This is a genomic window from Streptomyces cylindrosporus (assembly GCF_022698165.1).
In the GTDB taxonomy this organism is placed as follows: domain Bacteria; phylum Actinomycetota; class Actinomycetes; order Streptomycetales; family Streptomycetaceae; genus Streptomyces; species Streptomyces cylindrosporus.
The window spans coordinates 399,245-420,967 of record NZ_JALDAY010000001.1 but is presented as its reverse complement, the minus strand read 5'-3'; the positions used below and the strand labels follow the sequence as shown (position 1 = coordinate 420,967).

Genomic DNA, 21,723 nt, shown 5'->3' with positions numbered 1-21,723 from the left:
GCGGTCAGCGTCGGACCAGCCAGTCGCCGCTGTCGATCGGGCGGCCGTGGGTGCGCAGGCGGGCGGCGACGGGGGCGGCGGCGATGTAAACCCAGGCCCGGACGGGGCGTCCGTCTGACTCGCGGGTGACCTCGCGCTCCACCCGCTCGTACAGGTTGCGCGGGTCGCCCGGCGCGTAGTCCTCCAGCCGGTCGAGGGCGGCGAGCAGCTCCTCGTACCGCTCCGGCAGCGCGGTGACGAGGTCGCCGAACACCAGGCCGTCCCTCTCCTCCACCGCCCACGGGTAGCCGGGGCCGTCGTAGAGGACGCAACCGCTCAGCCGGCCCGGTTCCTCGGAGCGGGTGCGGCCGCGCAGGAAGAGGTCGTGGTTGACCTCGCCGGGGCGGAGGGTGCCGTAGACGAAGAAGGGCAGCTGGGGACTCACAAAAACGATTCTCTCTCTTCACATACTTCCGCGTACGCCCTATGGACCTCGACATGTCATGGCCCCTTAAATCTTGGTCAACACCAACGCCGTCCCCACGCGCCCGTTGGCGCCTTCCCTAGGAGATCGATGAGCCGGATACGGATCGACGTCCGAGGTTCCCGTCGTCTCGCCGCCGCCGGCGTGGCCGCGACCACCGCCACCCTGCTGGCCACCGCCCTCACCCCCGCCGCCCAGGCGGCCGACCGACCGACCAGAAGCAACGCAGTCGCGAACGCGGCCGAGGCCCTGCTCTCGCACGCCGCGTCCCTCGGACTGACCTCCGCGGAGGGCACGTCGGTCCGCGACGTGATCGTCGACCAGGACGGCACACAGCACGTCCGCTACGACCGGACGTACCGTCAACTCCCGGTGCTGGGCGGTGACTTCGTGGTCCACCTGGCCCCGAACGGCACGTACCGCGGCGCGAACCGGGCGACGAGGGGCGAGATATCCCTCGCCTCGGTCACCCCCTCCGTATCGGCCCCGAAGGCCGCCGACCTCGCCGCGAACGCCCTGCGCGCGGTGAACCTCGGGGAGACGCTGAAGAAGCTCACGGCCAAGCCCCAGCTGGTCGTCGACGCCCTGCACGGGGCGCCGAAGCTGGCCTGGAAGACGCAGGCCGCGGCGCAGGACTCGCTGGGCAACCCGGTCGCCCGCACCGTCATCACGGACGCCCGCACCGGCGCGCAGATCGACGCCTGGGACGACATCGAGACGGCGTCCGGCGACGGCAAGTCCCTCTACAGCGGCACGGTTCCGCTGGAGACGACGCTCTCGGGGTCGACGTACCAGCTGAAGGACCCGACGCGCGGGAACACGTACACCGGTGACGCGGCGAACAAGACCGACCTGTGCTTCCTGACCAGCATCTGCATCAGCCGCGCACCCTCGACGGTGTTCACGGACACCGACAACCACTGGGGCACGGGGGCGACTTCGGACCGTGCGTCGGCCGCCGTGGACGCCCAGTACGGCACCGACGTCACCTGGGACTTCTACAAGAACACCTTCGGCCGCAACGGCATCGCGGGTGACGGAAAGGGCTCGTACAACCGCGTCCACTACGGGAACGCGTACAACAACGCGTTCTGGGACGACAGTTGCTTCTGCATGACGTACGGCGACGGTGACGGGACGACCTTCGGGCCTCTGGTGTCGCTGGACGTGGCCGGGCACGAGATGACCCACGGTGTCACCTCGAAGACGGCGGCCCTGACCTACTCCGGCGAGTCCGGCGGCCTCAACGAAGCCACCTCCGACATCCTCGGCACCCTGGTGGAGTGGTACGCGAACAACTCCTCCGACCCCGGGGACTACCTGATCGGCGAGAAGATCGTGAAGTCCGGCTTCGGCCGGGACGCCCTGCGCTACATGGACAAGCCGTCCAAGGACGGCAACTCCGCGGACTACTGGAGCAGTTCGGTCGGCAACCTCGACGTCCACTACTCCTCCGGCGTCGCCAACCACTTCGCGTACCTCCTCGCGGAGGGCAGCGGAGCCAAGACCATCAACGGCGTCAGCTACAACTCCCCCACGTACAACGGCTCCACGGTCACCGGCATCGGCCGGGCGAAGCTGGGCGCCATCTGGTACCGCGCCCTCACGGTCTACATGACGTCCTCGACGAACTACGCGGGGGCCCGCACGGCCACCCTGAACGCGGCGAAGGATCTGTACGGGGCCGGCAGCACCGAGTACAACGCGGTGGCGGCGGCCTGGAGCGCGGTCAACGTGAACTGACGTACCAGGACCGGGCCTTGAGGGGAGTGGGTCACTTCCGCTGCTGGAAGATCCACTCCCTGACGCCCTCGATCGTGTAGGCGATCGCCCAGCTCGAGTTGTGCTCCATGGTTCCGTACTTCTTCTTCGACTCCGCGGTCAGGGTGGTGCCCTTCTCGAACGTCACATAGTTCACCGAGGTGCCCTTCGCGCTGATCGCGTCGACGGCCTTGGTGAACTGCGCGGCCGTGGACTTGCCGTTCCAGGTCGCCCGGCTCACCTTCGTACCGGCCTTCTCGATCACCGACATGATCGCGTCCTCGCCGGGATACGCCTTGCTGTCGCCCTGCGAGACGGTGACGAAGAGGTTCTTCTTCGCGAGCGGGGCGGCCTGGGAGGACGGCCACTGACCGGCGACGACCCACGAAGCCCCGAACAGGTCGGGGTACTTGATGTTCAGGCCGAGCGTCATCATCGCGCCCATGGACTGACCCGTCGAGTACACCCGGTCGGCGTCGATGCTGTACTTGCCCGTCAGCTCCTGCACCAGGTGGGCCGTGGTGTCGAAGTACGCCGTCGGCTTGTAGTCGTCGCCGACGACCACCTCCGGGTACTGGGGCGCGAGGACGAACGCCGGCCGCTCGGCCTGGTCCTCCGGGCTCGCCCAGACCACCGCGCCGAGCCCCTGCACGAGCGTCGCCGTCGTGACGGTGCTGACCACGCTCGCGTCGTGCATGAACAGCACGAGGGGGTACTTCTTGCTCTCGTCGTAGTCCTTGGGGATGAACAGGTTGTACGGCAGCGTCTTGCCGGTCTTCGGGTCCTTGTACGAGAACTGCTTGAAGTCGTCGACGATCAGGTTGACCTGCTTGCCGGTGGCGAGCTCGGTGCTGCCGCCCGGGTAGGTCGAGCCGTCCGTGGTCGTGACGCTGCCCGTACTGGTGACGGTGCCCTTCGCCTTCTCGGCGCCCTTGGCCGTGCCCTTCTCACCCACCTTCGGGCCACCGCCGGCGGGGGCGCTGCCCGACGCGGAAGCGGAGGCGGAACCGGAGGCCTTCCCTGTCCCCGACCCGCCGCCGCTGTCGTTGCCCCACAGCAGCGCGCCGCTGTCGTCCGGCGAGAGCTCGACGATGACGTACTTGCCGTCGCGGCCCGTGTCGGCGAGGGACGCGCTGGTGTTGGCGTAGACCTTGGTGACGGTCCGGCCGTCGACCTTGAAGGACGACTTCGACAGCTTCGACGTGTCGACGGCCGAGTCGTACTCAAGGGCCACGGCGATGAACTTCTGGCCGTCGCCGTAGACCTGGGTGATCGCGGTGGCGCTCTTGACGTGGTCGCCCCCGGAACCGGAGCCGGAGCCGGAATCGTCGGAGCCGGAACTGCAGGCGGTCGCACCCGCCGCCACCGCCACGGTCGCCCCCATGACCTGTGCGAGAAATGCCCGCCGCGTACTCATTGTTCAACGCCTTTCGGAAAAGTTCGGAACTTCGGTGCCGGAATTCATCAGACCGTACAGCCCCATTTCGGCAGACTCAAATTCACCCCAGCAATGCACTGCTGAGAATTCCCTGTCATTTGATGGAATTATTCACAGGGAATTCAGATCCGCCCGTGAAGGCGCAGCTGAATTCGTGAAGACGGCGTCGGGAATGTCACAACGGATGCATCCGCCGGCCGGCGACGGCACAGGGACGATCGGGTCACCCGTTCACACGTGCGCCGTGCGCCCTTCGGGTTCTCTTGCCCGGCAGGCCGCCGTACGCCAGTGACCTGCTGAAACTCCCCCCGACCGGGCCCCGGGGCCACCGTCCTGACACCCATTCAGCACATTTCTGACACATCCTCAGGAAGCGCGGTCGGCGCCGCGGGACTTTGCTCGGAAGGGCAGGGGACACCGAGAACGCTCGGAGGAGCATCGATGCGACGTACCGCCCGGCTGCTGACCGGTACCGCGCTCGCCGTCGCAGCCGCGGGGTTCGTCGCCGCGCCCGCCTACGCCGACGACCCCGGTGGGCTGGAGGTGTTCCCGTCCTCCGCCGTGCCGGGCGGCCAGGTCACGGTGAACACCGCGGCGTGCGGCGACGGCGGTACGGCGGCGGGCGACGCCAGCGCGGTCGGCGCGGGCTCGTTCACGCTGGCGCCCAGCACGCACGAGGGCGACGCGATCGGGGAGTTCCGGGTGCCGCCGAGCGCGCAGCCGGGGACGTACGAGATCGTCGCGAAGTGCGCCGAGGGCGACAAGGAGGTCTCCGGCGACCTGGTGGTGACGCTGACCGCCGAGCGCGGACAGGTCCCCCGCGGAAGTGTGAAGACGGGGGTCGGCGGCGTGATGGGCCCCGACCCCGTGCAGACCGCGGCCGGCGTGGCGGCTCTCGCCGTCGCCGCCGCGGGCGGTACCTGGCTCCTGCATCGCCGGGCGAGAGGCGACGGGATCTGACGGACACCCTCCGCTGTCCGTCCGCCGGTACCGCAAGTCCCTCCCCCTCCGGGCCCGACGCCCCTCGCGGCCCGGAGGGGGACCGGGTCCACCAGGCAGGAGGCTCGTGTGCGCAGATTCAGCAATACCGCCATAGGGGCCGTCACCGTGGCCGCCCTGTGCACCGGCGCGTGGCTGCTGGGCAGCGGCGCCGACACGCACGCGCCACCGCAGCCGACGGCGGCGCAGGCCCGCTCGGGCCACACCGACGCCCGCTCCGCGCCCGCGCTGCCACCCTCCCCGCCGGAGCGCATCCGCATCCCGTCGGTCCACGTGAACGCCCCCCTCATGGGCCTCCGCCTCACCCCGGCGGGCAGCCTCGACGTCCCACCCGCCGAGAAAGGGAATCTCGCGGGCTGGTACGAGGCCGGCACGACCCCGGGCGAACGCGGCACCGCGATCGTCGCCGGACACGTCGACAACGCCGACGGCCCCGCCGTCTTCTACGACCTCGGCGCCCTCAGGAAGGGCACCGGCATCGAGGTCGACCGGCGCGACGGAAGCGTGGCCCTGTTCACGGTGGACGCGGTCGAGGTGTACGACGCGAAGCACTTCCCGGACGAGAAGGTGTACGGCGCGGTGAGCCGACCCGAGCTACGGGTGATCACCTGCGGCGGCGGCTACTCGCGCTCGACCGGCTATCAGGGGAACGTGGTCGTCTTCGCGCATCTGACGGGGAGCCGCTGAGGTCCTTCACGCCCGCGAACCTCAGAAGTCCCCCAAATACATGGACGGCACACGCACCCCGTCCCTAGGGTCGCGATCATGCCCGACATATCGCTGGCCATGGTCGCCGTCCTCTGCGTCGCGGCCCTCGCGGCAGGCTGGATCGACGCGGTGGTCGGCGGCGGAGGGCTCCTGCTCCTGCCGGTCCTCCTCCTCGGCCTGCCCTCCACCACCCCGGCCGCGTACGCGCTCGGCACCAACAAGGCGGTCGCCATCGTCGGCACGTCGGGCGCCGCGGTGACGTATGCCCGCAAAACGACGATCGACGTACGTCTGGCCGTCCGCATCGGCCTCGCGGCGCTCGCGGGCTCCTCGGCCGGCGCCTTCTTCGCGGCCGGTATGAGCACGGACGTGCTCAAGCCCGTGATCATGGTGGTCCTGCTCGCGGTCGCCGCCTTCGTGATCCTGCGCCCGGCCTTCGGCACGGCCCCCTCGCCGGGCCCCGCGACCCGCCGCCGGATCCTCGCCGCGATCGGCCTCGCGGGCATCGGGATCGGTTTCTACGACGGTTTCATCGGCCCCGGCACCGGTACGTTCCTGGTCCTGGCCCTCACCGCGGTCCTCCACCTCGACCTGGTCACCGCCTCCGCCACCGCGAAGATCGTCAACTGCTGCACCAACGCCGGCGCCCTGGCCACCTTCGCCTGGCAGGGCACGGTGCTGTGGCAACTGGCGGCGCTGATGGCCGTGTTCAACCTCGCCGGCGGCACCCTCGGCGCCCACACCGCGCTCAAGAAGGGCAGCGGCTTCGTCCGGGTCGTACTGCTGACGGTGGTGTTCGCGCTGGTGGCGAATCTGGCGTACGAGCAGTGGGTCGCCTGAAGAGGAGCGGGGCTCGCGTGAAAACGAGTGGGGCGCTTCCGCCGGTTCCCCTACCGTGACCCGCGTGGCGACTCAGGTGATCGTGCTCAACGGTGGCTCCAGCTCCGGCAAGTCGGGGATCGTGCGGTGTCTGCAGGCGGTCCTGCCGGACCCGTGGCTGGCCTTCGGCATCGACGGGCTGGTCGACGCGCTGCCCGCGGACATGCGGGCCGAGCTGGTCTCACCGGACGGCGGGGTGCACGTGGGCGCGGAGTTCGGGCGGCTGGAGGCGGCCTGGCGCCGGGGAGTCGCGGCGACGGCACGCGCGGGCGCCCGCATCATCGTCGACGACGTCTTCCTCGGCGGCGCGAGCTCCCAGGACCGCTGGCGGGAACCGCTGTCCGCCCTGGACGTCCTGTGGGTCGGCGTCCACTGCGACGCCACGGTGGCGGCGGGCCGCGAGATCGTCCGCGGCGACCGCCCGCGCGGCATGGCGGAGAAGCAGGCGCACCGGGTCCACCAGGGTGTGCGCTACGACGTGGAGGTCGACACCACCCACACGGAGGCCCTCGACTGCGCGCGGACGATCGCGGCGGCTGCTGTCGGGAACACCTCGCTGATCTAGAACCAGTGCTGCTAGAACCAGTGCAGGCAGTGCGGGGCGCGGGCGGTGCGGAAGAGGGCGTCGGCGAGGGCGGGCGCGTCCGGGTGGTGGGCGCGGATGTGGCCCGCGCGGACGAGGGTGCTCGGGGTGGTGCCGCCGAGGTAGATCGAGCCGAGGTCGCCGACGTCGAGGGAGAGGTCGGGAGCGCGGTCCGTGGGGACGCACTCGGCCTTGTTGTCGCGGACGGTGAGCAGGTGACGGCCCTGTTCGCCGAGGAACGGGTCGGTGACGTCGAGGACGAGCTCGCCGTCGGTGAACCAGCCGCGGGCGGTCAGTGCGCGCGGGACGTCCAGGAGCCGTACCCAGAGCCAGTCGGTGGCATCGGTGACCTGGCCGGCGCGGAAGTCCGTGAGCTGCCAGCGCAGCGGGTGGTCGGGCGGGCAGTGCTTGAACACGACCTGGCTGACGAGGTCGTGCCCGAGGACGAACCGGGCCAGGGCGGTCGAGGCCGAGTCGTCGGTGGCGATGGTCTCGTCGACCGTCAGGGTGTTGGACGCGTCGAGCGAGTAGCTGGCGTATCCGTCCGGGACGCCGGCGGAGTCGCGGTGGAGGGCGACGTAACGCTGGGCCGGGGCGATCGGGGGCTGGCCCGCGCCCCGCTCCCACCAGCGGTGAGGCCGGGACAGCGCGCCGGGCTGGGCGCGGCGGTAGCGGTCGTAGACCTCTTCCAGGATGTCGGCGCAGTCGGAGCGCCGCAGCACCTCGACGGAACCGCTGTCCGGGACAGCGGCAGCCCGCGGCGCGGCGAGCGCGGCCCGGTGGCGGGGCACCGTCAGCCGGGACGTGTAGGTCGCCGGGCCGTAGCCGAACCGGCGGTAGATCACCGCCTCCGAGGCCAGCAGCACGGAGAGGAACTCGCCGCGTTCCCGCAGCTCGCTCAGCTGATGCCGCATCAGCGCGGTGAGCACGCCCTGGCGTCGGTGCGAGGGGACGACGCCGACGGCGGTGACTCCGGGGGCCGGGGCGAGGATCTCGCCGGGCAGGGTGAGTTCGAAGGAGTACGCGGCCGCGGTGCCGACGGGCCGCCCGTCCGCCGTCACGGCGAGCAGCGCGCGGTCCATTTCCAGGGCCGCCCACCAGACCCCGCCGCCGCCCTCGGCCGGGGTCTCCGGGAAACGCCCGAAGGCGGCGTGCATCGTGTCGACGAAGACGTCGTGATCCTGGTCGGTCGTAGGCCGGATCTCCATCGCTGCGGTTGCCTCCCCGTCGACACCGGCACCACGACCTGCGGCGCCTCGGCACAGTGCAACGTCACGCCGAGTCCGGGTCAAGCGAATTAAGGCCCGGAAACCGACCCGAGGCCGCCGTTCTCCAGGTACCGCAGCACCGCCAGCACCCGCCGGTTCCCCGTGTCCGACGGGGGCAGGTCGAGCTTAGTGAAGATGTTGGCCACGTGTTTTTCGACGGCGCGTTCGGAGACCGTGAACGCCGTGGCGATCGCGTGGTTGGTGCGGCCCTCCGCCATCAGGGACAGGACCTCGCGTTCGCGCGGTGTGAGGGTGTCGAGGGCGTTGGTGCGGCGGCTCGCGCCGAAGAGCTGGGCGACCACCTCGGGGTCCAGAGCGGTGCCGCCGGCCGCGACGCGTTCCAGCGCGCCGACGAACTCGCCGATGTCCGCGACCCGTTCCTTGAGGAGATACCCGAACCCGGCCGGGTCGGCGAGGAGTCGGGCCGCGTGGACGGTCTCGACGTACTGGGAGAAGAGCAGGATCCCGGTGCCGGGGTGCTCGGCGCGCAGGCGCAGGGCGGCTCGTACGCCCTCGTCGGTCTGCGTGGGCGGCAGGCGGATGTCGACGACCGCGACGTCGGGGGCGTGCTCGGCGACGGACGCGATCAGGGTCTCCGCGTCGCCCACCGCGGCCGCCACCTCGACGTCGCGCAGCTGGAGGAGTTGGGCCAGTCCGTCGCGCAGGAGGGGGGAGTCCTCGGCGATGACGACGCGCATACGGCTCCCGGTCACTGGTCAGGTGAGGACTGGTCAAGTGAGGACTGGTCACATGGGGACTTCGACAGTCACCACCGTAGGCCCTCCCGGCGGGCTCTCGCAGGTGAGCGTCCCGTCCACCGTGCGGACCCGGGCCAGCAGGCCCGTCAGCCCGGACCCGGCGCCGATCACCGCGCCGCCCCGGCCGTCGTCGCTCACGCGCAGCCGCAGGCAGCCGTCGCCGGCGGTGACCTCGACGGCCACCGCGTCCGCGCCGCTGTGCTTCGCCGCGTTGGCCAGCAGTTCCGCCGCGCAGAAGTACGCGATCGACTCGACCGCGGGGCTGGGGCGGGCGGCGATGTCCGTGGTGAGTTCGACCGGGAGGGCGCTGTCGGCCGCGAGTGTGGCGAGGGCCGCCGGGAGGCCTTCGTCGAGTACGGGTGGGTGGATGCCCTTGACCAGGTGGCGGAGGTCGGTGATGGCCTGGGTGGCGTTGTGCTGGGCGGTGTCGACGACGGCGAGGAGGCGGTCGGGGGTGGCGCCGGTGTTGACGAGTTCGCGGATCATGGTGAGGTGCATGGCCAGGCCGACCAGTCGGGCCTGGGTGCCGTCGTGGAGGTCGCGTTCGATGCGGCGCAGGGTCGCGGCGGCGTCGTCGACGGCCTGGGCGCGGGTCTCCTCCAGGGTGCGGATGCGGCGGTCGGCTGGGCTCGGGCCGAGCAGCGCGGTCAGCAGGGCGCGGTGGGGTGTGAGCGCGAGTCGGAGCAGGCGCGGGGCGACGGTGAGCAGCAGGAGTCCGAGTGTGAACGGGATCAACCAACGCGGCCAGCTGTCGACCTGGTAGCCGAAGAACTCCAGCGACACGTGCGTCACGGTGCCGTCGGGGTGGTGAACCGTGTTGTAGTTCAGGCGCTTCAGCACGGGGTGGAGTGTGAGCAGGACGCCGTAGACGTATCCGATGACGACGGCGGCGTACAGGAAAATCGCTGTGAACGGAGCCAACACGGCCGACGCCACCGCCCGCCACCCGACCCGCTCCCCCAGCACAGCCCGCCGCCACCCCAGCACCCGGCTCCCACTCACCCCGCTCCCCCGCACTCCACTTCCTCGCGCCGCGCTCCCGCTCACCCCGCTCCCGCGCGGCGGCACCGGCTCCTCGATCCGCACCCCGAGCAGCCGCCGGGCCAGCCCCCGCTGCACCGCCCCCAGCGCCAGCGCCCCGCGCACCGTCCCGGCCAGCAGCCACGGCCCCAGCGCGGTCACCGACAGCAGCCCGCCCGCCACCAGCCCGGCCAGCGTGAGGAAGCAGCCGACGAGCGCGAGCGGCAGGGCGAGCACCCCGTACAGCAGCGCGGCCAGGGCGCGCCGACCGAAGGTGGCGACGGCGAGGGAGCGGAGACGGTTCACGGAGATCAACCTAGGACCGCCCGCCGCGCCCGAGGAACGCCCACGCCATCCGCAGCTGTGCCTCGGCGAAGGCACGCACGAGCCACGGCAAGAGCAGCAGGTTCACGCCGGCTCACCCCTGGACCCGCCCGCCGCGCCCCTGCGCCTGACCGCCCCTCCCCAGGAACCGGCGCGCCACCCGCAGCTGCACCGCCGCCAGGCCGCGCCCCACCCACGGCATGAGCAGCAGGAAGCCGAGCCCGCCGAGGATCGCGTGGAAGGCCCAGGCCCCGGCGAAGGTGGGGCCGCCCCAGGCGTGGGAGTAGTCGGAGCCGGCGCGCAGGGGCCAGCCGAGGTTCATGGGGACGATGGCCCAGCCGTAGAGGGTGACGGCGAGGGTCAGGAGGTTCACGGGCAGGGAGAGGAGCGCGTGGACCAGCCCGGCGCGCGGGCCGTCGGCCGGTACGGCGGCCTCCGCGGCGGACGCCTCCGAATCCCGCACCCCCGCAGCCGACGGCCCCGGTCCCTGCCCCCGCGCCGCCACGCCCGCCCGCACGCCCTCCCCCGCACCCAGCCACCGCCGTATCAGCCCCCTCTGCCACCGCCCCGTCGGTGCCCCCACGAGCGCCAGTGGGACGCACACCACACTCACTGGAAAGGCGATCACCGCGTATGCGAAACGGCGCCACGTACCCGCGGTGAACGGCTCTCGTACGACCCGCCAGACCCATACCGCCGCCGTGTCCCGGACCGGGACCTCGCGGACTGCGTCCATGGTGCTTCCCCCTTGCTCTGAGCTGGTGAAACCCGATGGAACAAGCCTCCCGGCACCCGAGGTCGTAGACGATGGTGCCTGCACGGAACCCGGGGGTTCGGTCAACCCCACCCCCGCCCGGCCGGGCGGACCTCACACCACGTCCCCCGCGGGCCCGCCGAACCCTCACACCTTCGGCGCGCTTCCGAAGAGGGCAGCGTTCCTCGCGGGAAACAGAGGTGATGCTGCCGGGTAACACCGGCACCGCACGCTCCTAGACATGACCTCGAATACGCGTGTGGTGGTGATCGGCGCCGGCCTCGCGGGCGTCCGTCTCGCCCGGCGGCTCGGTGAGCTCGGCACGCCCGTGACGCTCGTCGGCGAGGAGGAGCACCGCCCGTACAACAGGGTGCTCCTCGCCGAGGTGCTGGCCGGGCGCTACAGCCCCGACGTCATCGCGCTGCCCGCGCCCGCGGAGCTCACCCGCGGCCGGGTCACGGGCATCGACCGCGAGGTGCGAGCCGTACACCTCGCGGACGGCTCGAAGATCGCATACGACACACTGGTCCTGGCGACCGGCTCGAACCCCGTACTCCCGCCGCTGCGCGGCCTGTTCACGCCGAACCACGTACTGCCCGAGGGTGTGCACGCGTTCCGGACCATGGACGACTGCCTGGGCCTGTCGAAGGCCGTACGGCCCGGTGTGAAGGCGGTCGTCATCGGCGGCGGGCTCCTCGGGGTCTCCGCGGCCCGCGCGCTGGCCCGGCGCGGCGCCCAGGTCGTCCTCGCCCAGCAGGGCGAGCGGCTCATGGAGCGCCAGCTCGACCCGAACGCGTCGAAGCTGGTCGAGCGGCACCTGAAGGACCTCGGTGTCGAGGTCCACACCGAGTGCCGGGTGCGCGACGTGCGCTGTGTCGGCGGGGCGGTCCGCTCGGTCGAGATGCACGACGGGTACGCCCTCGACGCCGACCTCGTGGTCCTGGCCTGCGGGGTCCACCCGAGGGTGGGGCTCGCGCAGGTCGCGGGGCTCGACGTGCGCAAGGGGATCGTCGTCGACGACCGACTGCGCACCTCCGACCCGCACATCAGGGCGATCGGCGACTGCGCGCAGCACGACGGCCAGGTGTACGGCCTCGCCACTCCGGCGCTCGAACAGGCCGAGACGCTCGCCGAGTTGATCGCCGGGAACGCCAACGCCCGCTACACCGGCACCCGTTCGCTGACCCGGCTGACGCTCGCCGGGCACGACGCCCCCCTGGGAAGTTTCGACCTCGCCGCGTTCGGCGAGACCGAGCCGCGCCCCGGCGACGACGTCGTACAGCTCGCGGACGCCACCCGCGGCACCTACCGCAAGGTCGTCGTCCGCGACGACCGCCTGGTCGGCGGGGTCCTCGTCGGCGAACTCGGCACCGTCGGCGCGCTCGCCCGCGCCTGGGAGGGAGCAGAGCCGCTCCCCGACGACGGCCCCCTGCTCCACCTGCTCACCAACGATGGAGGCTCCTGATGACCGCCACCCCGGAGGCCACGGAGGCCACCCCCACGATCGTGCTCGTCGGCCACGGCATGGTCGGCCAGCGCTTCCTGGAGGCACTCGCCGCGCGCGGCCTGACCGCGACGCACCGCGTGGTCGTGCTGTGCGAGGAGCCGCGCCCCGCGTACGACCGCGTGGCGCTCACCTCGTACTTCTCGGGCAGGACGCCCGAGGAACTCTCCATGACCGACATGGAGTTCATCAACGACCACGGCATCGAGCTGTACGTCGGCGACCCGGCCGAGACGGTCGACCGCGCGGCGCGGACGGTAACCGCCAAGTCCGGCAAGGTCTTCGCGTACGACACCCTCGTCCTCGCGACCGGCTCGTACCCCTTCGTGCCGCCGGTCCCGAACAAGGACGCCGAGGGCTGCTTCGTCTACCGGACCATCGAGGACCTGCTCGCCATCGAGGAGTACGCGAAGACGAAGGCGACGACCGGTGCGGTGGTCGGCGGCGGTCTGCTGGGACTTGAGGCGGCCGGTGCGCTGAAGGGCCTCGGACTCACCTCGCACATCGTGGAGTTCGCGCCGCGCCTGATGCCCGTGCAGGTCGACGAGGGCGGCGGCGCCGCGCTCCTGCGCACCATCGAGGAGATGGGCCTGACCGTTCACACGGGCGTCGGCACACAGGAGATCGTCGTCGACGAGGCCGGTGCCGTCACCGGCATGAAGCTGTCCGACGGTTCCGAACTCGCCACCGACCTGGTGGTGTTCAGCGCCGGTGTACGGCCGAGGGACCAGCTGGCCCGCGACTGCGGTCTGACCGTCGGCGAGCGCGGCGGCATCACGGTCGACGAGCAGTGCCGTACGGTCGCCGACCCGCACGTCTTCGCGATCGGCGAGTGCGCGCTGGCGGCGGACGGCCGGGTGTACGGCCTGGTGGCGCCGGGCTATGAGCAGGCCGAGACGGCCGCCGCGACCATCGCCCAGGACGAATCCGCCTTCACCGGCGCGGACTTGTCCACCAAGCTGAAGCTGCTCGGCGTCGACGTCGCCTCCTTCGGTGACGCGCACGGCGCGACCGAGGACTGCCTGGACGTCGTCTACTCCGACTCCCGTGCGGGCCTGTACAAGAAGCTGGTCATCGGCCGCGACGGCACGCTGCTCGGCGGCATCCTGGTCGGCGACGCGGAGGCGTACGGCACGCTGAAGGCGTTCACCGGTTCCGTCCCGCCGGTCTCCCCCGAGTCCCTCGTGCTGCCGGCGGGCGCCGGGGAGTCGGTGCAGCTGGGCCCGACCGCGCTGCCGGACGACGCGATCATCTGCTCGTGCAACAACGTCCGCAAGGGCACGATCCGCGGCGCGGTCACCGAGCACAACTGCACCACCGTGCCCGAGGTCAAGAAGTGCACCAAGGCCGGTACGACGTGCGGCAGTTGCGTCAAGGTGCTCGGCCAGCTGGTCACCGCCGAGCTGGAGGCGTCCGGCGTCGAGGTCGACAAGGGCCTGTGCGGCTGCTTCGCGCAGACCCGCGAGGAGCTGTACGAGATCGTCCTCGCCCTGCGCATCAACACCTACCAGGACCTGCTGGACCGTTACGGCCGCGACGGCGCCCGGGGCGGTGACGGCTGCGAGGTCTGCAAGCCGGCGGTCGCCTCGATCATCGCCTCTCTCGCCCCGACCATCGGCGCGAGCGGCTACGTCCTGGACGGCGAGCAGGCGGCCCTCCAGGACAGCAACGACCACTTCCTCGCCAACCTGCAGAAGAACGGTTCGTACTCGGTCGTCCCGCGCATCCCCGGCGGTGAGATCACCCCCGAGGGCCTGATCACGATCGGCGAGATCGCCCGCGACTTCGGCCTCTACACGAAGATCACGGGCGGCCAGCGGATCGACATGTTCGGCGCGCGCGTCGAACAACTCCCGCTGATCTGGATGCGGTTGGTGGACGCCGGCTTCGAGTCCGGGCACGCGTACGGCAAGGCGCTGCGCACGGTGAAGTCCTGCGTGGGCTCGACCTGGTGCCGTTACGGCGTCCAGGACTCGGTCCGCATGGCGATCGACCTGGAGCTGCGCTACCGCGGCCTGCGCTCGCCGCACAAGCTCAAGTCGGCGGTGTCGGGCTGCGCCCGCGAGTGCGCGGAGGCCCAGTCGAAGGACTTCGGCGTCATCGCGACGACCAACGGCTGGAACCTGTACGTCGGCGGCAACGGCGGCGCGACCCCACGCCACGCGGACCTGCTGGCCCAGGACCTGTCCGACGCCGAACTGATCCGCCTGATCGACCGTTTCCTGATGTTCTACATCCGCACGGCGGACCGCCTGGAGCGGACGTCCACCTGGCTGGAGCGCATCCCCGGCGGCCTGGACCACATCCGGGACGTGGTGGTGGAGGACTCCTTGGGCATCTGCGAGGAACTGGAGTCCCTGATGGCGGCACACGTCGCGAACTATGCCGACGAGTGGGCGACCACCATCAACAACCCCGACAAGCTCGCCCGGTTCGTGTCCTTCGTGAACGCCCCGGACACCCCCGACCCGGTCGTCGGCTTCGTGCCCGAGCGCGACCAGGTGAAGCCCGACCTGCCGCTGCTGTCCATCGGCATGCGCCCCGCTGAAGACCTCCTGGAAGGAAGCGCCCAGCGATGACCCTGGCACCCGAGACGACGGATCTGAAGGTCCAACTCCAGCTGGCGGACGGCTGGTTCACGGTCTGCGACCTGAGCGCCCTGCTCCCGGGCCGCGGTGTCGCGGCCCTGCTCCCGGACGGCCGCCAGGTCGCCCTCTTCCGCGACCGCGCCGGCGAGCTGTACGCCATCGACAACCGCGACCCCTTCGGCGGCGCGGCAGTCCTCTCCCGCGGCCTGACCGGCACCCACCGGGGCCGCCCGTTCGTGGCCTCGCCGCTGCTGAAGCAGCGGTTCGACCTGCGGACCGGGGAGTGCCTGGACGACGAGTCGGTGCGGGTGGCTACGTATGGGGTGCGGGCGCGGTAGTCCGTCCCCTTCTAGAACTTGACGCCCGTGATCGATTCGAGCTTCACCTTGGCAAGGTCGATCACGGAGTCGTCGCCCCCGGTGGTCCCCATCTGGCGGGAGCCGTCCGGCCAGACCATGGCCAACTCGCAGCCGAGGCCTGCCATGATCTCCAGGCGCGCTCGCAGGATCTGCGCGGGGTCGTCGTTCTGGGTGCCGAGGGCGGGCCATTTGGGGAGAGTGATCTCCAGGGCGTCCAGTTCGCTCTTGCTGTATCTGCCGGACTTCTTGTAGGCCGCGAACTCGCCCTCCGTGAGCGCGGCGAACTCGCCCAGAAAGGCCTTGGGGGGTGATGGGGACGCGGGTTGCAGCCGCTCCCGGAGATACCACTTCGCGTAGTAGTGGTACTGCGGCTTGGTGACGTCGTCGTCCTTGAAACGCTCCGATACGTCCGACAGCAGCCGATGCCCCACGGTCGAGGGAAGCTCGGCCGAGTTGACGGCGACCACGCAGTCGTGCAGAAAGCTCGCGACCGCGGACGTCTCCAGCGCGGGGCCGAACAGGGCGCCCGTGACCGGGGCGACGCACCAGTACGGCTCGTTGAAGACGTCGAAGGCGTAGATCGTGTCCTTGTGCCGCTTGGCAACGCCGAGCAGCGGTTTCAGCGTGCCCTCGATGAAGGTCTTGCGGTACACGGGATTCGTCGCGATCGCCGCGCGGCCCTGCGAGTAGTTGCTGTTCGTCGGCACGTCGGTCCCGAAAACCGGAGCGCTCTTCAGAAACGCGCTGTCGGAGCGCACCTGGTCGAGGAACTTGAAGTCGATGAGCACCGGAATGATCTTCATCTCCGCCTCGGCGAAGATCCGCAGCATGGCGTCGAAGTCGTCCAGGTGTGCCGGATGCACCTGGTCGGGCGGCTTGAACTCCCAGTGCAGCCGCCCGGGATACTTGCCGACGGGCGGCCCGAAGACCTGCGTCGCCGTCCCGTCGTAATAGTTCCCGTCCCCGATCAGCCACATCCGTACGACGCTGATCCCCGCGGCCTTCAGGTCGGCGAGGTTCTTGGCGATCTGCAGCTGCTTGCCGTCGGCGGTCATGCGTCGGCGCCACAGCTGACCGTCCTTGCCGCTCGGCCCGATGGTGATGTACTGATTCCCCGGCCACGGATAGTTGAAGCCGACCAGCACCGGCCCGCCCCCTAACCCATCACCGGCAAGCTGGTGTTGACCTGGATGTCCGTACCGTGCGACGCCGTGTACTCGTACCACTCCGCGACCAGGGACGCGGGCGCCCAGCTGGTGATGTCCGCGTCGTCGCCGTCCCCGCCGGGCTGGCCGTTGGCGCCGAGGGAGGACACCTCGTAGTCGTAGCGCAGTCCGGGCGAGCGGTAGACGTACGGCTTGTTCCACGGGTCGACCAGGGGTACCTGGCCCAGTGGCGCCAGCACGGCCAGCCCCTGCGCGGTGGTGGGGTAGGCGCCGTGCGTGTCGTGGTACTTGTCGAGCAGGCCGATGATCTTCTGGATGTCCGTCCAGGCGCGCCGCTGCGCGGGCGAGAGGAGCGGGCGGTAACCGGTCTCGGGGTTCGCGGGCGGGATGCCGGGATAGTTGACCTGGTCGTACGCGCGGATCTCCTGACCGATCGTCAGATAGGGGTGTCCGGGCGGGAGTACGTCGCCGAAGTTGCCGCGGTCGATGAATGCGGCGAAGGCGTCCTCGTAGCCGGGCCTGATCGTCACCACGACCCGCGCGCTGCCCGCCCGCAGGAACTGCTGGCGGATGGGGTCGGGATGGCGGATCGTGCGGACGAACTCCCAGGCCTGCGGGTGGTCCCAGAAGTACGGGTAGTGGAAGTACAGCAGGTTCTCCCACTCGATGGCCTCCTGGAGGAACTTGACCATCTCCTGGTAGCGGAACATCGTGGCCCAGCCGGTGGCGTCGAGGCCCGGTTCGCTGCCCGTGAAGGCGACGCCCCCGGTCGCGGTGCCGAAGAGGAGGCGCACGTCCTCCGGCATGAAGTCGAACTTGGGGCCCAGCAGCCAGCGCAGCAGCCCCTTCATGACCTCCTCCCGCTCCTCCTGACGCAGCGTCAGGGTGTCCACGTCCCCCAACTGCGCGCGGATCTCCTCCCGTTGCACCACCAGCGCCTGGATCCGCTCGGAGAAGCGGTCCCGGGCGGCGTCCCTGAGCGCCTGCCAGACCGCGAAGCGCCAGGCGGCCATCGTCTCGTCGGTGGGGACCATCCGGATGTCGAACTGCACGTCGGCGACATCGACGTCCTGCAGCATGTACGAGATAACCTGGCGCCCGGTGCGGCCGGCCAGGAACTCCGGCAGTTCCACGTGGTGGTACTCGGCGGGGCTGTTGGCGCCCGGCCACACCGGGGGTTCGAGCCCGATGACGACGAACGTCCGCCCGTGCCCCTTGGTCACCCCCAGCAGCCCGTCGACGTAGACCTTGTCGATGCGGTACCCGTCGGGGACGTCGACCTCGACCTGATACAGCCGCCAACCTTCGTCGTCGTCATCGGTCGGCAGCCCCGACACCGGCCCGCCGATGGTCTTCTTCTCCTCCACGAGCGGTGGCGGCGGTACCGAGGCGGCGTAGAACTCGGCCTTGTCCTGGAAGTTCTCGCGGGTGATGTCCCGGGCCTTCAGGTCGAAGACGAACTGCTGGGCGATCTGCGTGTCCAGATCCTGCAGTTGCGCGAAGACCGCCCGCAGCGTGGCCCCGGGCTCCGGGATCGCCAGGTCGTACGTCAGCCGCAGCCCGTACTGGAGCAGCCTCACCCGCCACTTGCGCATCATCGAGTAGTAGTCGATGCGCATGGCCTGCTGGGTGTTGTTGACGAGGGTGCGGGTCGTGGTCTCCTGCTGGCCGGTCTCGGTGGTGCTCTGGATGGTGACCTTGCGCTCCTTGCGCACCCGGGCCGAGGCCTTGGCGGTCACCTCGGAGGCATGGGTGCGGCTGTCCTTGACCGACTGTTCCGTCTCCAGCGAGGTGGAGAACTTCGTGCTGGTCGCGAAGGTGACCATGCCGTACGAGCCCGACAGCGAGGCGTCCAGGCCCAGTTGCTGGTTCCGCTTCGACTGGGAGGAGGTCGCCTCGGCCAGTTCGGACTTCTCCGTCACGCCCTTCTCGCTGTAGTTCTCCAGCGAGTCGGTGACGATGGTCGAGAACTCGTCGTCGGTGACGGACCACTCCTTGTGCACCACGCTGGTCTGCTCACCGGGCGCGAGGGGGATCGTCGCCAGCAGCTCACCGCGTTCGATCCCGGCCGGGGCCATCTCGATCCGCTCCAGGTGCAGCATGCCGATGGGCGCCACCTTCACGGCGCCCTCGAAGGCCCCCAGGGCCGCCGCCGCGGACGCCACCAGGGTCTGCCGCACGGCGTGCGCCCGCGGATCCTCCGCGACCTCCGCCGCCGTGGGCCGCTCCAACTCCTGTGTCCGGTGCGCCAGTACGGCCCGCCCCACGGCCGCCAGCTGGTCGAGGTCCAGGTCCGCCACCTCGGCGGCACCCGGCGCGAGCAGCCCGGCCGGCAGCGGCTCGAACCGCCGGGCCGCCTCCCAGGCCTCCCCCGGCGCCACCACGTCCCGCTGCGTCTCCAGTACGGCGTCCACCTCGCCGGACCGCAGCCGCAACGCGTGCAGCAGCGCCGCCTTCTCGTGCGCCCGGCTGAGCAGGCTCTGGCTCTCCTCCGGCAGATCCACCGACGAATGCGTCGCCTTGTTGAGACTGCGTGTCGAGTTCTCGAGAACCGTCACGTGATGCTCCCCCGTTCCCCGTTGTCTGCCCGGCTGGTCCGACCGAACAGATGTGACCAGGGTGGCGGTTGTGAGCGCCGCCGTGTATCGCTCGTTCGAGCGACAAGCATTCGGCCACGAAGGCCCCGGGGAGACCCCTCGGAGTGCAGCGAGTCGGAGTGCAGCGAGAATTTCTTGACTGATCGTTCTAGATGAATCTAGGCTGCCGTACGTGGCCAGGACCAAGGAGTTCGATCCCGACGCCGCGCTGCAGGCAGCCCTGGAGCTGTTCTGGCGGCGCGGCTACGAGGCGACGTCGATGTCCGACCTGGTGGAGCACCTCGGCATCGGGCGGGCCAGCATCTACGCGACCTTCGGCAACAAGCACGAGCTGTATCTGAAGGCCCTGGAGCGCTACGACCGGGCGGGGCTGCCGCCGATGGTGCGGGAGCTGTCCCAGCCGGGACCCGCGCTGCCGGCCGTGCGGGCGGTCGTACGCCGCTACGCCGCCGAGGCCACCGACGAGCGACTGCGCCTGCACGGCTGCCTGGTGACCAACACGGCGGCCGAGCTCGGCCCGCACGACCCGGCCGCCACGCGGCATGTCGAGCGCAACTGGGACCAGCTCGAAACCGCCCTGCACTCCGCCCTGATCCGTGCCCAGGCCCAGGGCGAACTGCCCGCCGACCGCGATCCGCTGACCCTTGCCCGCATGCTGCTGGTGCTGCTGCAGGGCCTGCGGGTGGTCGGCAAGGCGTCGGCGGATCCGACGCGAGTGCGGGACGCGGCGGAGCAGGCGCTGGCGCTGCTTGAGTGAGCCACGCAGCCGGTGGTGCTTTTCATTTGCCGCCATACTGAACCGATCGGTCAAGAACAACAGGGGAGATCATGACGACGACCAGGACGCGCTTCACCGGCAGGACCGCTCTCGTCACCGGCGCGGGTTCGGGGATCGGCCGGGCGATCGCCCTGGCACTGGCGGCGGAGGGCGCCCAGGTCGCCGTCGCCGGGCGGCGCCGGGAACCGCTCGACGAGACCGTCCGCCTGATCGAGGAGCAGGGCGGCAAGGCGCTCGCGGTCACCGCCGACGTCACGGACGCGACGGAGGTGGGCGCCCTCGTCGACGCCGTGGTCGACCGCTTCGGCTCGCTCGACGTCGCCGTCAACAACGCGGGCGTCTTCCGTGGCGGACAGCCCCTGGCCGACCTGCCGGAGGACGACTGGCGGGCCCAGCTCGACACCAACGTCACCGGCGTCTTCCTCGCCCTCAGGGCCCAGATCCGGCGGATGCGGCAGCAGCCGTCCGGCGGCGCGATCGTCAACATCGCCTCGACCTTCGGCGCCCACACCCGCCAGCCGGGCGCCGCGGCCTACTCCGCCACCAAGGCCGCCGTCTCCGTCCTCACCAGGGGCGCCGCCCTCGACCACATCCGCGACGGCGTCCGTATCAACGCGGTCAGCCCCGGCGCCGTCGAGACCCCCATGTCACTGCGCCCCGGCGAGACCGACGCGGACCGGACGGAACGCGCCCGGGCCACACTCCCCCTCGGCCGCGTCTCGACCACCGACGAGATCGCCGCCGCCGTCCTCTACCTCGCCTCGGACGACGCGTCCTCGGTGGTGGGCACCGACCTGGTGGTGGACAGCGGCGCGACCGCCTGAGCCGGACTCACGCCTTCAGAAGGTCGTACGACACCCCGGTCAGCTCCTCGGAGGCGACCCAAAGGCGTTCCCCCGCCGTGTCGTTGAGAGTCCACGGTGCCCGCCAGGACGGTGCCGGGGCGCCGCGCCACATCATGAAGGACGGGCCGGTGAACGAGTCCGGGCGTACGTCGGGGGCCGTCGCGGCGTACAGGGTGGGCAGCGCTCCCGCCTCCGCGGACTGGGCGAAGACGCGGTTGCCGAGCTCCATCACCCACCCGGCCAGCCGGCGCCCCTCCATCCGGGGCGCGGTGCCCTGGAGGTCGGTGGCCGCGTACCCGGGGTGCGCGGCGGCGGCCACCACGTCCGCCCCGTGCGCCGTGAGCCTGCGCGCCAGCTCGTGCGTGAACAGCAGGTTCGCCGTCTTGGAGCGGGCGTACGCGGTCCAACGCCGGTACCGGCGCTCGCTGTTGAGGTCGTCGATGTCGATGTTGGACATCGCGTGCATCTCGCTGGAGACGGTCACGACCCGCGCGCCGGGCGAGGCGAGCAGCAGTGGCATCAGCCGTCCGGTCAGCGCGAAGTGGCCCAGATGGTTGACGCCGAACTGCGTCTCGAACCCGTCCGCGGTGGTCCCGTACGGCAGCGCCATCACCCCGGCGTTGTTGACGAGCAGATCGAGCCGGTCGTACGGGAACCCGTCCGCGAACTCCCGTACGGAGCCGAGATCGCCGAGGTCGAGCCGCGCGAACTCGGCCGACGCGCCCGGCACTTCGCCCGCGACCCGGTCGGCGGCTGCCCTCCCTCGCACCTCGCTCCGGCAGGCGAGCACGACCCGCGCCCCCTTGCGGGCCAGCTCCCGCGCGACGACGTGTCCGAGCCCGCTGTTGGAGCCGGTGACGACGGCGACGCGGCCGTCCTGGTCGGGGATGTCCTTCTCGTTCCAGCCGGGCATGGCGTCTGTCCTTCCATC

19 protein-coding genes are annotated in these 21,723 nt (G+C 70.9%); 10 read left to right on the top strand and 9 right to left on the bottom strand.

Annotated features, from left to right (window positions below; genetic code table 11):
* Positions 1 to 4: 4 nt before the first annotated feature.
* A complete protein-coding gene (locus MQP27_RS01785) occupies positions 5 to 424 on the bottom strand; it encodes a gamma-glutamylcyclotransferase family protein (RefSeq protein ID WP_242759871.1) in 420 nt (139 codons plus the stop codon).
* A gap of 129 nt (positions 425 to 553) precedes the next feature.
* On the opposite strand from MQP27_RS01785, the gene MQP27_RS01780 reads away from it, so the two are divergent.
* Positions 554 to 2,206 carry a M4 family metallopeptidase gene (locus MQP27_RS01780; protein ID WP_242759867.1) on the top strand — a complete coding sequence of 551 codons (1,653 nt, stop codon included), beginning with the start codon at positions 554 to 556 and terminating at the stop codon, positions 2,204 to 2,206.
* A gap of 31 nt (positions 2,207 to 2,237) precedes the next feature.
* Here MQP27_RS01780 and MQP27_RS01775 read toward each other — a convergent pair whose 3' ends face one another.
* On the bottom strand, positions 2,238 to 3,641 hold the full coding sequence (locus tag MQP27_RS01775; protein WP_242759864.1) for an alpha/beta hydrolase-fold protein: 1,404 nt from the start codon (positions 3,639 to 3,641) through the stop codon (positions 2,238 to 2,240).
* A gap of 462 nt (positions 3,642 to 4,103) precedes the next feature.
* On the opposite strand from MQP27_RS01775, the gene MQP27_RS01770 reads away from it, so the two are divergent.
* The 4 genes from MQP27_RS01770 to cpt all read left to right on the top strand — a co-directional run bounded on the left by MQP27_RS01770 (position 4,104) and on the right by cpt (position 6,813).
* Positions 4,104 to 4,622 carry a hypothetical protein gene (locus tag MQP27_RS01770; RefSeq protein WP_242759862.1) on the top strand — a complete coding sequence of 173 codons (519 nt, stop codon included), beginning with the start codon at positions 4,104 to 4,106 and terminating at the stop codon, positions 4,620 to 4,622.
* Positions 4,623 to 4,730: 108 nt separating this feature from the next.
* Positions 4,731 to 5,348 (top strand): class F sortase, encoded by a 618-nt coding sequence (locus tag MQP27_RS01765; protein ID WP_242759860.1) that lies wholly within the window; start codon positions 4,731 to 4,733, stop codon positions 5,346 to 5,348.
* Between the two features lie 78 nt (positions 5,349 to 5,426).
* Positions 5,427 to 6,209 (top strand): sulfite exporter TauE/SafE family protein, encoded by a 783-nt coding sequence (locus MQP27_RS01760; RefSeq protein WP_242759858.1) that lies wholly within the window; start codon positions 5,427 to 5,429, stop codon positions 6,207 to 6,209.
* A 64-nt stretch (positions 6,210 to 6,273) separates the two neighbouring features.
* Positions 6,274 to 6,813, top strand: a complete 540-nt coding sequence (gene cpt / locus MQP27_RS01755) for a chloramphenicol phosphotransferase CPT (protein ID WP_242759856.1) — start codon at positions 6,274 to 6,276, stop codon at positions 6,811 to 6,813.
* Positions 6,814 to 6,824: 11 nt separating this feature from the next.
* On the opposite strand, the gene MQP27_RS01750 is transcribed toward cpt, so the two are convergent.
* From MQP27_RS01750 to MQP27_RS01735, 4 genes are all read right to left on the bottom strand, one after another.
* Entirely contained in the window at positions 6,825 to 8,039 is a 1,215-nt protein-coding gene (locus MQP27_RS01750; protein ID WP_242759854.1) for a GNAT family N-acetyltransferase, read from the bottom strand.
* 89 nt (positions 8,040 to 8,128) lie between these two features.
* A complete protein-coding gene (locus MQP27_RS01745) occupies positions 8,129 to 8,797 on the bottom strand; it encodes a response regulator transcription factor (protein ID WP_242759845.1) in 669 nt (222 codons plus the stop codon).
* Positions 8,798 to 8,845: 48 nt separating this feature from the next.
* The gene (locus MQP27_RS01740; RefSeq protein ID WP_242759834.1) at positions 8,846 to 10,183 is read right to left on the bottom strand and encodes a sensor histidine kinase; all 1,338 of its coding nucleotides are present in this window, start codon (positions 10,181 to 10,183) and stop codon (positions 8,846 to 8,848) included.
* Positions 10,184 to 10,295: 112 nt separating this feature from the next.
* Positions 10,296 to 10,937 (bottom strand): hypothetical protein, encoded by a 642-nt coding sequence (locus MQP27_RS01735; RefSeq protein ID WP_242759832.1) that lies wholly within the window; start codon positions 10,935 to 10,937, stop codon positions 10,296 to 10,298.
* A 259-nt stretch (positions 10,938 to 11,196) separates the two neighbouring features.
* Here MQP27_RS01735 and MQP27_RS01730 point away from each other — a divergent pair, with 259 nt between their 5' ends.
* From MQP27_RS01730 to nirD, 3 genes are read left to right on the top strand one after another with little or no spacing between them, the layout of a single operon-like run.
* Entirely contained in the window at positions 11,197 to 12,420 is a 1,224-nt protein-coding gene (locus MQP27_RS01730; protein WP_242759820.1) for an NAD(P)/FAD-dependent oxidoreductase, read from the top strand.
* The gene (nirB, locus tag MQP27_RS01725) at positions 12,420 to 15,038 is read left to right on the top strand and encodes a nitrite reductase large subunit NirB (protein WP_242759818.1); all 2,619 of its coding nucleotides are present in this window, start codon (positions 12,420 to 12,422) and stop codon (positions 15,036 to 15,038) included. The genes MQP27_RS01730 and nirB overlap by 1 nt, the downstream gene beginning before the upstream one ends.
* Positions 15,035 to 15,385 carry a nitrite reductase small subunit NirD gene (gene nirD, locus MQP27_RS01720; protein WP_242759816.1) on the top strand — a complete coding sequence of 117 codons (351 nt, stop codon included), beginning with the start codon at positions 15,035 to 15,037 and terminating at the stop codon, positions 15,383 to 15,385. The genes nirB and nirD overlap by 4 nt, the downstream gene beginning before the upstream one ends.
* Positions 15,386 to 15,396: 11 nt before the next feature.
* Here the strand turns inward: nirD and MQP27_RS01715 are convergent, their stop codons facing one another.
* Both MQP27_RS01715 and MQP27_RS51330 read right to left on the bottom strand, forming a co-directional pair.
* Positions 15,397 to 16,551: a hypothetical protein gene (locus MQP27_RS01715; protein WP_242759808.1), complete on the bottom strand. Its 1,155-nt coding sequence runs from the start codon at positions 16,549 to 16,551 to the stop codon at positions 15,397 to 15,399.
* Positions 16,552 to 16,562: 11 nt separating this feature from the next.
* Positions 16,563 to 19,130, bottom strand: a complete 2,568-nt coding sequence (locus tag MQP27_RS51330; protein WP_242759806.1) for a type II secretion system protein GspG — start codon at positions 19,128 to 19,130, stop codon at positions 16,563 to 16,565.
* Between the two features lie 211 nt (positions 19,131 to 19,341).
* Here MQP27_RS51330 and MQP27_RS01705 point away from each other — a divergent pair, with 211 nt between their 5' ends.
* A complete protein-coding gene (locus MQP27_RS01705) occupies positions 19,342 to 19,926 on the top strand; it encodes a TetR/AcrR family transcriptional regulator (RefSeq protein ID WP_242759804.1) in 585 nt (194 codons plus the stop codon).
* Between the two features lie 71 nt (positions 19,927 to 19,997).
* On the top strand, positions 19,998 to 20,771 hold the full coding sequence (locus MQP27_RS01700; RefSeq protein ID WP_242759802.1) for an SDR family NAD(P)-dependent oxidoreductase: 774 nt from the start codon (positions 19,998 to 20,000) through the stop codon (positions 20,769 to 20,771).
* 7 nt (positions 20,772 to 20,778) lie between these two features.
* Here MQP27_RS01700 and MQP27_RS01695 read toward each other — a convergent pair whose 3' ends face one another.
* Positions 20,779 to 21,705 carry an oxidoreductase gene (locus MQP27_RS01695; protein ID WP_242759794.1) on the bottom strand — a complete coding sequence of 309 codons (927 nt, stop codon included), beginning with the start codon at positions 21,703 to 21,705 and terminating at the stop codon, positions 20,779 to 20,781.
* Positions 21,706 to 21,723 lie beyond the last annotated feature (18 nt).